Origin of the sequence: Paenibacillus sp. A14 (assembly GCF_036864815.1) — a bacterium.
Lineage (GTDB): Bacteria > Bacillota > Bacilli > Paenibacillales > Paenibacillaceae > Fontibacillus > Fontibacillus sanfengchensis.
In genome coordinates this window covers 261,941-274,939 of the sequence record NZ_JBAGJD010000003.1, presented here as the reverse complement: position 1 = coordinate 274,939, position 12,999 = coordinate 261,941, and the positions used below count along the sequence as shown (strand labels likewise).

The 12,999-nt window shown below is 52.2% G+C and carries 13 protein-coding genes; all 13 read left to right on the top strand.

All coding sequences use genetic code 11. The features are described from left to right. The first annotated feature begins 69 nt into the window (after positions 1–69). The 13 genes from fliQ (at position 70) to V4U88_RS09140 (ending at position 12,985) form a co-directional block, all read left to right on the top strand. On the top strand, positions 70–339 hold the full coding sequence (gene fliQ, locus V4U88_RS09200) for a flagellar biosynthesis protein FliQ (protein WP_148449828.1): 270 nt from the start codon (positions 70–72) through the stop codon (positions 337–339). Between the two features lie 12 nt (positions 340–351). Beyond that, entirely contained in the window at positions 352–1,140 is a 789-nt protein-coding gene (gene fliR / locus V4U88_RS09195) for a flagellar biosynthetic protein FliR (RefSeq protein WP_334072972.1), read from the top strand. Between the two features lie 15 nt (positions 1,141–1,155). Continuing rightward, positions 1,156–2,244 (top strand): flagellar biosynthesis protein FlhB, encoded by a 1,089-nt coding sequence (flhB, locus tag V4U88_RS09190; RefSeq protein WP_334072971.1) that lies wholly within the window; start codon positions 1,156–1,158, stop codon positions 2,242–2,244. A 23-nt stretch (positions 2,245–2,267) separates the two neighbouring features. Then, positions 2,268–4,304, top strand: coding sequence for a flagellar biosynthesis protein FlhA (flhA, locus tag V4U88_RS09185; protein WP_334072970.1), 2,037 nt, complete (start codon positions 2,268–2,270; stop codon positions 4,302–4,304). After that, complete coding sequence (gene flhF, locus V4U88_RS09180; protein WP_334072969.1) at positions 4,301–5,734, top strand: flagellar biosynthesis protein FlhF; 1,434 nt, start codon at positions 4,301–4,303, stop codon at positions 5,732–5,734. The genes flhA and flhF overlap by 4 nt, the downstream gene beginning before the upstream one ends. Beyond that, positions 5,731–6,618 carry a MinD/ParA family protein gene (locus V4U88_RS09175; protein ID WP_334072968.1) on the top strand — a complete coding sequence of 296 codons (888 nt, stop codon included), beginning with the start codon at positions 5,731–5,733 and terminating at the stop codon, positions 6,616–6,618. Before flhF ends, V4U88_RS09175 begins: the two co-directional genes overlap by 4 nt. Positions 6,619–6,649: 31 nt before the next feature. Then, positions 6,650–7,996 carry a protein-glutamate methylesterase/protein-glutamine glutaminase gene (locus V4U88_RS09170; RefSeq protein ID WP_334072967.1) on the top strand — a complete coding sequence of 449 codons (1,347 nt, stop codon included), beginning with the start codon at positions 6,650–6,652 and terminating at the stop codon, positions 7,994–7,996. A gap of 29 nt (positions 7,997–8,025) precedes the next feature. Beyond that, positions 8,026–10,107 carry a chemotaxis protein CheA gene (locus tag V4U88_RS09165; RefSeq protein WP_334072966.1) on the top strand — a complete coding sequence of 694 codons (2,082 nt, stop codon included), beginning with the start codon at positions 8,026–8,028 and terminating at the stop codon, positions 10,105–10,107. 67 nt (positions 10,108–10,174) lie between these two features. Beyond that, positions 10,175–10,636, top strand: coding sequence for a chemotaxis protein CheW (locus tag V4U88_RS09160; protein ID WP_334072965.1), 462 nt, complete (start codon positions 10,175–10,177; stop codon positions 10,634–10,636). A 36-nt stretch (positions 10,637–10,672) separates the two neighbouring features. After that, the gene (locus V4U88_RS09155; protein WP_416367203.1) at positions 10,673–11,266 is read left to right on the top strand and encodes a chemotaxis protein CheC; all 594 of its coding nucleotides are present in this window, start codon (positions 10,673–10,675) and stop codon (positions 11,264–11,266) included. Next, positions 11,259–11,756 carry a chemotaxis protein CheD gene (locus tag V4U88_RS09150; protein WP_334072963.1) on the top strand — a complete coding sequence of 166 codons (498 nt, stop codon included), beginning with the start codon at positions 11,259–11,261 and terminating at the stop codon, positions 11,754–11,756. The genes V4U88_RS09155 and V4U88_RS09150 overlap by 8 nt, the downstream gene beginning before the upstream one ends. Before the next feature lie 2 nt (positions 11,757–11,758). After that, on the top strand, positions 11,759–12,181 hold the full coding sequence (locus V4U88_RS09145) for a DUF3784 domain-containing protein (protein WP_334072962.1): 423 nt from the start codon (positions 11,759–11,761) through the stop codon (positions 12,179–12,181). 15 nt (positions 12,182–12,196) lie between these two features. Next, complete coding sequence (locus V4U88_RS09140; protein ID WP_334072961.1) at positions 12,197–12,985, top strand: FliA/WhiG family RNA polymerase sigma factor; 789 nt, start codon at positions 12,197–12,199, stop codon at positions 12,983–12,985. Positions 12,986–12,999 lie beyond the last annotated feature (14 nt).

The following is a 12,999-nucleotide window of genomic DNA, read 5'->3' as shown; positions in this document are numbered from 1 at the left end:
GACTAGGGTTGAAAGCTGTGGCTATGCGCATATGATGGATTTACTATTTCATAGAGGGGGAAAACGGTTATGAGTTCGGAGTTTATTATCGGTTTGGCCGGACAAGCCGTTTATACCGTTTTAAAGGTTAGCGCTCCGATGTTGGTGATCGGTCTGGTCGTCGGTTTAATTATCAGTATCTTTCAAGCCACGACCCAGATTCAAGAGCAAACGCTCGCGTTCGTTCCGAAAATTGTCGCCGTGCTGTTGGCCCTGCTGATGTTCGGACCATGGATATTAACGACGCTGGTCGATTTCACCTATGGTATTCTGAACAATCTATCTAATTATATCGGTTAGGCTTCGGTGAACATGGAGATCATTTTACACGGAATTTCCGTCTTTTTGCTAATTTTTTGTCGAATGACAGCCTTTTTTGTAGTTGCACCCATATTTTCATCGCGCGGCGTACCCATGAACTTTAAAGTGGGGATCGCGGGAATCATCTCTTTGCTGATCGTGACGATTCAGGGAACGAACCAGGCCATCCCCAATGATCTGGGATATCTTCTGCTCGTTTTTCGCGAGGTCTTGATCGGTTTATTGATGGGCTATGTTGCTTATCTGATCTTTTCCGTCATTCAGACGGCCGGGTCGTTTATCGACATCCAGATCGGATTCGGCATCGCCAACGTGATTGACCCGATGACCGGCGCGTCAGCCCCGGTAATCGGCAACTTTAAATATCTGATTGCCACATTGCTGTTTCTGACGATTAACGGACATCATTATTTGCTGGACGCGGTGATCCGCAGCTACAACTGGATTCCGCTATCGAATGAAGCATTCCAGAGATTATACCACGGCAGTGTATCCGAGTTTTTGGTGCGTACCTTTAGCCAGTCGTTTATGCTGGCCTTCCAGATGTCCGCGCCGTTGGTCGTAGCCTTGTTTTTAACCGACGTTGCGCTCGGTTTCCTGGCCCGGACAGCTCCGCAGTTCAACGTATTTGTGATCGGGATTCCCGTAAAAATCATTGTGGGTTTGGTCGTACTGCTGCTGTTGGTTCCGGGATTTATCGTTGCCTTCGAGAATCTGTTTGAAGTGATGTTTAAGGCGCTACATAATCTGTTCGGTACGCTTGGAGATCGACCGACGTAAGGAGGGGAGTCGCTGATGATCTATCGGTACAGCCTCGATTTGCAGATGTTTGCCGGAGAGAAGACGGAGAAAGCGACACCCAAAAAACGTCAGGATGCGAGAAAAAAAGGTCAGGTGGCCAAGAGTCAGGATGTTTCCGGTGCGCTCATTCTGCTGGCTACATTTATGTGCCTTATGGCCTTCGGCGCTTATATCAAGGAGCGGCTCGTCGCTCTGTTCAGCGATGTTTTTTATCATAGACTTACGACCGATGTGACGCAAGAGAACGTCATGGTGATGCTCGGGGATTACGGGATGCAAATTTTGTTGCTGCTCGCCCCGGTCTTTTTGGTCGTCGTCGTTATGGGCGTCATCGCCAATTATGCGCAAGTCGGCTTTTTGCTCACCGGGGAACCGCTCAAGATGAAATTCAGCAAGCTGAGCCCCATCCAGGGGTTTAAAAAGATCTTTTCCATGCATGCGCTTGTTGAGTTTCTGAAATCGGTTCTAAAGCTGGTGATTATCGGCTATCTGGTTTATTCCACCATTTGGGGAGCCAGGAGCAGTATCGCTGCGATCGGTAAGGTCCCGGTGGAGGAAGCATTTCATTTCACAGCGAAAATTACGATGAGTTTGGGGCTTAAAATCGCCGCGGCACTGTTCGTCCTGGCGGTGCTCGATTATATGTATCAACGATACGAGCATGAGAAAAGTTTGAAGATGTCCAAGCAGGACATCAAGGACGAGTATAAAAAAATGGAAGGCGACCCGCTGATCAAGGGGAAAATCAGGGAAAGGCAGCGCCGGATGGCCCTCCAGCGCATGATGCAAGAGGTGCCGAAGGCGGATGTCATCATCACCAACCCGACGCATTTTGCCGTTGCATTAAAATACGACGGATCGCAAATGGAAGCTCCTCAGGTCATCGCCAAGGGGCAGGATTTCGTCGCCCTTCGAATTAAGGAGATCGCCAAGGAGCATGGCGTTGTGACGATTGAAAACAAACCGCTGGCACGGGCGTTGTTCCAGAGAGCCGAGATCGGGGATATGATCCCGGGGGATTTGTTCCAGGCTGTAGCCGAAGTGCTTGCGTATGTATATAAATTGCAAGGCAAAGTGAAATAAGCTCGGGATCGGAGGAAGAACCGGTGAAGAAGTATAAAGATCTATTCATCCTAGTCGGCATTATCGGTATTGTTCTACTTATGATCGTCCCGATCCCGCCGTTGCTTTTGGATATTCTTCTAATTATTAATATATCGATTGCTCTCATGATTTTGCTCGTCGCCATGAATACCAGGGAGGCGCTGCAGTTCTCCATCTTTCCGGCGATGCTGTTAATCACCACGTTGTTCCGGCTGGCGCTGAATGTGTCGACGACCAAACTTATTTTGGGACATGCCGAGGCCGGTGACGTCGTGGCGACGTTCGGTTCATGGGTTTCCCAAGGGCAACCCGTCGTCGGATTTATCGTGTTTCTGATCCTCGTGGTTGTTCAATTCATCGTCATAACCAAGGGCTCGGAGCGCGTGGCCGAAGTGGCGGCGCGCTTCACCCTCGATGCGATGCCAGGGAAGCAGATGAGTATCGACGCCGACCTGAATGCGGGGCTGATCAATGAACAGCAGGCCCGTGAACGTCGGAGCAAAATCGAACGCGAGGCCGATTTCTACGGTGCGATGGACGGGGCGAGTAAATTCGTCAAGGGCGATGCGATCGCCAGTATCATTATATTGCTTATCAATCTGATCGGCGGTTTTATTATCGGGATGTCCATTCATGGCATGCCGTTTAACGAAGCGCTCTCCACTTATTCGATCCTGACGATCGGTGACGGTCTGGTTAGCCAGATTCCGGCTTTGCTGATTTCAACCGCCGCAGGTCTGATCGTGACGCGGGCTTCCTCCGAGGGGAACCTGGCGGAAGACATCACGGGACAGCTGTTCACCTATCCGAAACTGATCTATGTTGTGGCTGGTACGCTAACCTTGCTGGGACTTTTTACCCCAATCGGACCATGGACCACCCTTCCTTTTGCCGGATTGCTGGTTTTTGCCGGTAGACGGATGCAAAAGAACATGAACCTCAAGGCGATCCAGCAGGAAATCCAGGAGGAGGAGCAGCAAATCGAAGAGGTGCGCAGCCCGGAAAGTGTCATCAACTTGCTCCAGGTCGATCCGATCGAATTCGAGTTCGGCTACGGTTTGATTCCGCTCGCGGATACGGGGCAGGGCGGGGATTTGCTCGACCGGATCATCATGATCCGCCGGCAATGCGCGCTCGAATTGGGCCTTGTTGTCCCGGTGATTCGTATTCGGGATAATATTCAACTAAAACCTAATGAATACGTGATAAAAATTAAAGGAAATCTTGTCGGCGGCGGTGAATTATTACTTAATCACTATTTGGCGATGAGTCCAGGGATGGATGATGACACGATAACGGGTATTGAGACCCAGGAACCCGCCTTCGGTCTTCCGGCCCTCTGGATCGATGAATCTACGAAGGACAGAGCCGAATTATCCGGCTACACGGTCGTGGATCCGCCGTCGGTGGTTGCGACGCATTTGACGGAACTGATCAAGAAGCATGCTCATGAGCTGCTCGGTCGTCAAGAAACGAAGGCATTGGTCGACAATCTCCGCGAGAATTATGCCGTGCTTGTCGATGAATTGATTCCTTCGGTACTTTCGATCGGGGATGTTCAGAAGGTGCTGGCCAAACTGCTGCGCGAGAAAATTTCGATTCGCGATCTGGTGACGATTTTCGAAACGCTGGCCGATTACGGGGCGTATACGAAAGACCCGGATGTTCTTACGGAATATGTGCGGCAGGCGTTGTCCCGGCAAATCACGCAGCAGTATACCCAGCAAGGGGAAACGATGCGCGTGATTACGGTTGGCCCTACGCTGGAGAAGAAAATCGCGGAAAGTGTCCAACAGACCGAACAGGGCAGCTTTCTGGCATTGGATCCGGTTTCTACCCAAACCTTGTTTCAGAAGCTTTCCGATCAGATCAACCGTCTTTTGCAATCCGGTCAACAGCCTATCGTCTTGACATCACCGACCATCCGGATGTATTTGCGTCAAATTATTGAAAGAAGCATGCAAGATATCCCGGTGCTGTCGTATAGTGAGCTTGAGCCGAATGTTGAAATTCAAAGTGTCGGAGTGGTGAACTTATGAGAGTGAAGCGTTATATCGTCGACACGATGCCTGACGCAATGGCTAAAATACGCACAGAGCTGGGAGCCGATGCCGTAATTTTAAGTACGAAGGATTTGAAGATCGGCGGGTTTCTGGGCATGTTCGGGAAGAAGAAAATCGAGGTCATTGCGGCCTCGGAAGGCGAAGACAATGGGGCCGCCCCGCCTAAGCCCCAGCCGCGGCCGACGCGCCCGCCTGCAGCTCCGGTCGTAAGACAAGCGGTGCCGGAGGCGTATCGCAAATCCGCAGAAGCTTTGAATTCCGCACCGGTCGTGATCCCGGAAGAAACGGCAACCCCTCCAGCGCCACCGGCGCGGAGAGAAGTTCCGGAGAGGCCGGCCGCCGTGAAGGCGCCTGCGCCCGAGACGATTCCCTCACCTTTGCCTGATCCTTCGCTTACGGCGGACATCCGGGAAGCGGAAGAGCAGACGGCCGCCAGCCGCTGGGATGAGGCGATTCGGCAGGCCGGACGGGAGTTGGAGAGCCCGCCGGTTTCGCCGCCGTTGATGGCGAAGCCGGCGACAGGCGTGAAGGAAGAAATGGTTTTGGAAGAACTGCGGGAGATGAAATCCTGGATCGGCCAACTGGCAAGACAGCAGCATGAACACCGCGAGCTGCCGGAACCTTTGCCGGAGCTCAAGCAGAGGCTTGCAGCCCATGAAATTTCACCGGAGTTGATCGACAGCTGGATCGACGCCGCCTACCAGGAATGGATCGATTCGGGCAAAACGGCGACGCCGGAATCCCTGTCGCTTAAAGTCCGGGAAGCGGCTGCAGGCTTCCTCGCCGAACGCGTCGGAGAAGGCATTCGGGACGAGACAAACATTGTTTACATCGCCGGTCCCACGGGAGTCGGCAAAACGACGACAATCGCCAAGCTTGCCGCAGATCAAATTTTCAGAGCTCAAAAGAAGGTGGGCTTTATTACGGCGGATACGTACCGGATTTCGGCGATTGAACAATTGCGAACCTACTCCTCGATTTTGAACGTACCGCTCGAGGTTGTTCAGTCGCCGGGGGACGTGCAGAGAGCGATGCAGCGCCTCTCTTACTGTGACCTGATTCTCATGGATACCGCCGGAAGAAACTATCTCAACGAGATTCATGTCGCTGAGCTTCACAGTCTGCTCAGCCCTCATGAGAAAAGCGAAACTTACCTCGTTTTGAGCTTGACCTCCAAGACGCAGGATATGAAAAAAATTACCGAACATTTCAGCCGCTATGGGCTGGATAAAGTGATTTTTACCAAATTGGACGAGACCGAGAGCGTGGGACCCATGTACAATTTGCTGGAGGAATATCCGCTGAAGGTTTCATATATCGCCAATGGACAAAACGTGCCTGATGATTTGTTGTCCGCTAACCAGGATCTGCTCCTCAATCTGATCTTGGGAGACAATCCCTCATGAATGATCAGGCCCAGTCGCTTAGAAATCTGGTTTCATTGCGTGAGAAGCTTGCCGATCAGGGCAGAATCAAAACGCCGGCCCGCATCATCACGGTTACGAGCGGAAAGGGCGGGGTCGGGAAGTCGAATTTCTCCCTCAATTTTGCTTTGGCTTTGAAATCGCTGGGACGCAAAGTACTCATCTTCGATGCGGATATCGGAATGGCGAATATCGACGTATTGATGGGGGTTCGTCCCAGATACAGCTTGTATCACTTGCTGAAAGGCGAGAGGGACATTTCGGAGATCATCGAATTGGGAACTCAGGCTGTTCCTTTCATCGCCGGCGGTTCGGGGATGGCGGATTTGTTCAGCTTGTCGGAGAGCGATCTTGATTATTTTACATCACAGATCGAACATATTTCCGATGAAATGGATTTTATCATTTTCGATACCGGAGCCGGCCTTTCCAAAGAGACGTTGAAATTTATTACCTCGGCCGATGACTGTTTTATCGTCACAACCCCAGAACCTACGTCGATCACCGATGCATACGCATTGATCAAAGTAGTTCACGGGATCGATCCCGAGGTGGGGTTCCGGCTCGTGATCAACCGGGTAAGCGGCGAGGGTGAAGCTAAGCAGGTTGCGGACAAAATCTCCTTGGTCGCCAAGCAGTTTTTGAATCTGGATATCCCGACATTGGGGTACTTGAGCGATGATTCCCACGTTATGCAGGCGGTGAAGAAGCAGGTTCCGTTTTCGGCCGCTTTTCCCGGCTGCGCCGCCTCTAGGGATATCAAGAGGTTGGCCATGAAGTATATGGATGTTCCACGAGAAAGGTCTAATGAAACTTTGTCAGGAATCAAAGGATTTATGCACAAATGGTTAAGGCGAGCAAAATGATTCTGCATGAAGGACAGGAGTGGAACGGAATATGCCTTATCGGGTAATGGTGGTTGACGATTCGGCGTTTATGCGAAAAATCATATCCGATTTAATCGAACAGGATCCGGATTTTCAAGTTAGTGGAACGGCCACGAACGGACGGGAGGCCATCGAAATGATCGGTTCGGTCTCTCCGGATCTGGTGACGATGGATGTCGAAATGCCTGAGATGAACGGGCTGGAGGCTTTGCAACGGGTTATGAAGGAACATCCGCTTCCTGTGATCATGTTGTCCGGGATTAATGAACAGGGGATGCGGGAAACGATTTTGGCTCTTGAACTCGGAGCTTTCGACTTTATCCGCAAGCCTTCCGCGACGACGAGTTCGCATGATATCGAGAAGGTCGGGCGGGACCTGCGGGAGCAAATGCGGGCGGCTATGGCGGCCAAAGAACGCAAGCTGGCCAGGGAGAAGACGTTGAAGCCCAAAGGGTTGGAGCTTCAGCCGCCTACGGAGGACAAAACCCGAGGCCGCAAAAACGCTCCCGTTCTGCCGAAACCTTCGGCGGGGCCGCCAGGATGGGCTTCTGGCTTGGACCAGGTAGCGGCTGCAGAGGCCCCGAAGGAAGCAACGAAGCGAGCGGTGCCGAAGGCGCCCGATCTTCGCGGCGCGCCGGATCGGCCGAAGCCTGCTTTAATGCCGGAGGAGAAGCGGCCGATCGGAGGTGGACAGCCGTCTGCGAAGTCCAAGCCCGGCAAAGAGCGGGGTGATGTAGTTGCGAAACCGCCATCTGCGCCCGTTCGGGAGCGGAATATGGCGTTTACCGATCTGGTGGCGATCGGAACTTCGACGGGCGGACCCAAAGCGTTGAAGGCGGTGTTGGAGAAGCTGCCCGCCGATTTCCCGGCACCGGTCGTGATCGTACAGCATATGCCGCCGAATTTCACCAAATCATTGGCTCAGCGTCTACACAGCCTGAGCGCTCTGACCGTGGTGGAGGCCGAGGAGGGCATGGCGTTGCAGGCCGGAACCGCCTATATCGCGCCCGGGGGATTTCATCTCCATGTCGTTTCCGGCGCGAAAGGAAGCTACAAGGTATCGTTATCGAAGCAGGAGCTGCGCAATGGGCACAGGCCGTCCGTTGATGTTTTGTACGAATCGTTACTGCCTTTGACTTCGTTGAAACGGCATATTGTTCTTCTAACCGGCATGGGGAGCGATGGAGCGAGAAGTATGAAATTATTGTATGATTCCGGCGTTTCCTCGACGATTGCCGAAAGCGAAGAAACCTGCGTCGTATACGGCATGCCGAGGTCGGCCATCGAACTTGGCTGCGTCAGCCGGATTCTCCCGCTGCACGAGATAGGCTCCAAGCTTGCACAAGATGTGAAATAAACGGAATCTCTTGAAGGAGGTGCCTCACCATGGACATGAACCAATATTTATCCATGTTTATCGATGAGTCCAATGATCACTTACAGTCACTAAACGAAAATATGCTCGAGCTGGAAAACAACCCCGAGGATTTGAGCATCGTTCAGGTTATTTTCCGCTCGGCCCATACCCTCAAAGGGATGGCTGCAACCATGGGTTTTGAGGATCTTTCCTCCCTGACGCACCAGATGGAGAATGTGCTGGACTTGGTGCGGAACGAAAAGCTGAAGATGCAGGATTTTATTTTCGATACCCTGTTTCAAAGTTTGGATGCTCTGCAGTCCATGGTGCAGGACATTACGCAGGGCGGCGAGGGAAAAGCTGACGTCAGCTCGATCGTGGCGAATCTTCAGGCGATCGTACGCGGAGATATGGCAGCGGGAGGCGGCAGTCCGGGAGCGGGTTCGGACCATTCATCGGTTGCTTCCGGGGAAACCGGCAAGGCGATTCAACTGGATGAATATCAGTACTCCGTTCTGGAGCAATCCATTGCCGAAGGTCACAAGGTGATGTACCTCGAAGTGGCCATTCGAGAAGATTGCCAATTGAAAGCGGCCAGAGCATACCTCGTTTTCGATCTCCTGGAGCGGTACGGGGAAGTCGTTAAATCGCATCCGTCCGTTCAGGAAATCGAGCAGGAACAATTCGACCGCAGTTTTTCCCTCTACTACATAACCCAGAAGGAAGCTGGCGAACTGCAAAGTATGATCATGAACCTGTCGGAAATCGAGTCGGCCCAAGCGGTCGTTCTGGATCATGAGACACTGGGCCAGCTGAACTCGGGAGCCCAAGAAACCGCTGCGGCATCCGCGGTGGTTGAACCTGCCGCGAAAGAACCGGCAGCGAAGGCAGAGCCGGCGAAGCCCGCGAAAGCGGAGTCGGGCAAGGTCAGCTCCAAGCCTTCCGGAACGGCAGCCGCGCCGTCGCGAACCATCCGCGTCGATATCGATCGGCTCGACGTACTGATGAATCTCCTCAGCGAGCTGCTGATCGATCGGTCGCGCATGGAACAGCTGGCGAATGAAGTGAAGCGCGCCGATTTAACCGAGACGGTGGAGCATATGAGCCGGGTTGGCAGCGATTTGCAAAATATCGTACTTAAGCTGCGGATGGTTCCGATCGATACGGTATTCAACCGTTTCCCGCGGATGGTGCGCGACTTGGCCAAATCGCTCGATAAAAAAATCGATCTGATTATTACCGGCGCGGAGACGGAACTGGACCGCACGGTCATCGACGAGATCGGCGATCCGCTCGTTCACCTGCTGCGAAATGCCGTCGACCATGGGGTGGAGCCGACGGCCGAACGGATTTCCGCCGGGAAGCCGGAAACCGGAACGGTGAACCTGCGTGCGTTCCACAGTGGAAACCACGTGTTCATCGAAATTGAAGACGACGGGCACGGCATAAACCGCGACAAAATATTGGCGAAGGCGCTCAAAAATGGCGTCGTTACGGAAGCCGAAGCCGGAGCCCTGAGCGATGAACAGGTGTACATGCTGTTGTTCGCGCCCGGGTTCAGTACGGCGGAAGTGATTTCCGACATCTCCGGCCGCGGCGTGGGCCTGGATGTCGTCAAAACGAAAATCGAATCTTTGAGCGGGGTTGTTTCGGTACAATCCACCCTGGGCCAAGGCACGAAGTTTTCGGTACAGCTTCCGCTGACCTTATCGATCATATCGGCGATGCTGATCAAGGTCGGCTCGGAAAAATATGCGATTCCTTTGTCGTCCATCGTGGAAACCGGGTTGATTAAACGTGAGCAAATCCGGAAGGTTCATGGCTATACGATGGTTCCTTATCGGGATGCTCATATTCCGCTATTGTCATTGGCGCAGCTGTTTGATGTCACCGACTTTGACGAAAGCGCCGAGGAAGAAACGGAAATCGTCGTCATTCGCAAAGGGGAGCGCCTTGCGGCTTTGACGGTGGAGGATTTCATTGGGCAAAACGAAATCGTCATTAAAAACCTTGGAAAGTATCTTCCTGCCATTCAGGGCGTAGCTGGCGCTACGATACTGGGAGACGGGCAAGTTGCCTTAATCATCGATCCGAACTCATTCATTAAATAATGCCGCTTGCTTTTCACCCCCGCCGGAGGATCATGCTCCGGACGGGATCATTAAAGGAGGGATTTCCGTGGGAGAGGAATTAAAAGTTATCGTATTTAAACTGGGCCATGAGGAGTATGGCATCGAAGTGGACAAAGTCCAAACGATCGAGCGGATGATGCCGATTACGCGTGTGCCGAAAACTTTCTCGTTTGTAAAAGGCGTCATCAACCTGCGCGGTGTTGTTATTCCCGTGATCGATTTGCGGGGCCGGTTTGGTCTGCCGGAGGCCGAGTATACCGACCAGAGCCGGATTATTATCGTCGCGGCTAATGAGATGGAAGTCGGTTTCATTGTGGATTCGGCCAACGATGTCATCGATTTGGATTCGGAATCGATCGACACGCCGCCTGATGTAGTCGGCGGCGTAAAAGCCAAATATTTGCAAGGCGTGGCCCGCTTGTCCGATGAGCGTCTTCTGGTGATGCTGAATCTGTCCGAAGTTTTGAATCGCAATGAAATTATCCAGTTGGAAAGTTTAGAGGGATAAGCGGTGGATCTGTTTAAGGACTTTGCGGAATTCAAGATGGATGTTCTGAAAGAAGTCGGCAATATCGGTGCCGGAAATGCGGCGACCGCTTTGTCCAAGTTGCTTGACAAGCCGATCGACATGGCGGTTCCCAAAGTCCAGATGCTGCCGTTTGAGGCGATTGCGGAGCGAGTGGGCGGCGGGGAGCAAATTGTGCTGGCGATCTTCTTCCGCGTGGAGGGAGACACGCCGAGTAACCTGTTCTTCATTTTGAGCCCCGAGGCGGCGAAGAAGCTGCTTCACCGCCTCGCCGGAATCGAAGTGGAGAGCGAGGAGAACTTCTCGGAGATGGAATGGTCCGCGCTTTCGGAAATCGGAAACATTTTGGCGGGATCGTATATTTCCTCGTTGGCCGATTTCACTTCGTTAGCCATGACTCCGACAGTTCCGGCGCTTGCGCTGGATATGGCCGGTGCGATTTTGAGCTACGGACTGCTGCAGTTCGGAGAAATGGGCGACTCCGCCCTATTGATCGATACAACTTTTATTGAAGGCCAGCATGAAGTTGAAGGACAGTTTTTCCTGATTCCAGACCCCGAGTCCTTCGATAAAATATTTGCCGCTCTGGGAGTTCCAACCCATCATGATTGATGAGCAGCACATTGTTAAAGTGGGAATGGCGGACTTGAACGTGATTCGCGGACAGGGGTTAATCCGCACCACAGGGCTAGGGTCATGTGTCGGGGTCACGTTGTTTGATCCGATGCTTAAGGTAGCCGGTCTTGCTCATGTCATGCTTCCTTCCTCGGAAATTGCGAGAGAAGGGGCGCTCAATCTGGCCAAGTATGCAGATACTGCACTGCCTGAGCTTGTGCGCAGGCTGTCGGAGCTTGGAGTAATGAAAAGCCGTCTGATCGCCAAAATGGCGGGAGGTTCCCAGATGTTTACTTTTGCAGGCAAAGGGGATTCCATGAGGATCGGTCCGAGAAATGCAGAGTCGTGCAAAGCGATGTTGAGCGAACTCGGTATTCCGCTGGTTGCGGAGGATACGGGCGGTAATTACGGAAGAACGATTGAATTGGATTGCGAAACGGGTATTTTATTCATACGCAGTGTACAAATGGGTATAAAGGAATTGTAGCCATGTCACGAAAAATGGGATATTATCTTCTATTCGGATTTATCGGTTTTTTGATAACCTATGCGGTATCGGCTGGAAATAACTTGTTTATGACGAGCTTCATCCGCGGCTTGATCGCTTTTGTGGTGTGGTTCTTGCTCGCATTTGCGGCAAACTGGGTTATTACCTTTCTCAAGGAACAGGAGCCGCAGCCTGATGTCAGAGACCTAACGGACGCGCTTAAGGAACAGGATAAAGGTGCCAGCCTCGACCTTACGACACCGGATCAAAGTGAGGAATTAAACGATTTATTGAAACAAACACCAGAGGACCAGTCACAGACTCAAGAGTTTACACCATTGAATCCGCCGAAACTAGTAAAAACACTTGACGATAAAGATCCTGAAGAGCTGGCTAAGGTCGTTCGTCACCTGACAGACAAATAAGGAGGGTGAAGGCAATTGAACGAGCGGAAGACATCCACTCTAAATTATGCCGATGTTTGGGAGCGATGGAAGGAACACGGCGATTTGGAGGCCAAGAAACAACTTATCGAGAAGTATCTGCATATTGTCGACTACGTTTCGGGACGTCTGGCCGTAGGTCTGCCCAAGAACGTTTCCAAAGATGATTTGTCCAGCAACGGGGTGATGGGACTGATTGATGCGGTCGAGAAATTCGACTATAAGCGCGGTCTGCAGTTCGAAACCTATGCTTCATGGAGGGTCAGGGGAGCGATCTTGGACGGATTGCGCCAGGGGGACTGGGTTCCCCGTTCCGTAAGAGAAAAAGCCAAGAAGATTGAAGAAGGCTACCAGCAGTTGGAGCAGCAGTTTCTCCGGTCCGTCACCGATGCGGAAATGAGCAAGCATTTGCGGATCAGCGAGAAAGAGTTCCAAAGCATGCTTCAGGAAGTCGCTGTCATGACTCTCTGCTCCCTGGAAGATCCGATCCGTGAAGAGGAATCTGAGACCCGGCTGACTTTGCTTGTTGACGATAAGGCCAAAAATCCGGATTATAAAGTACAGGAGCAGTTTTTGCGGGAATCGCTGGCCAAGGGAATCGAAAAGTTAACGGAGAAGGAACGGACCGTCGTCTCTCTGTTATATTATGAAGATTTGTCGCTGAGTGAGATCGCCGAGGTGATGTCTTTGTCGCCATCCCGGATCTCCCAGCTTCACTCCAAAGCGATTTTGCGGCTTCGAGGCACATTGGACAAGCAACGTGATCTGCTGATGCGAGAGAATTAGAAAGCGGAATTTCT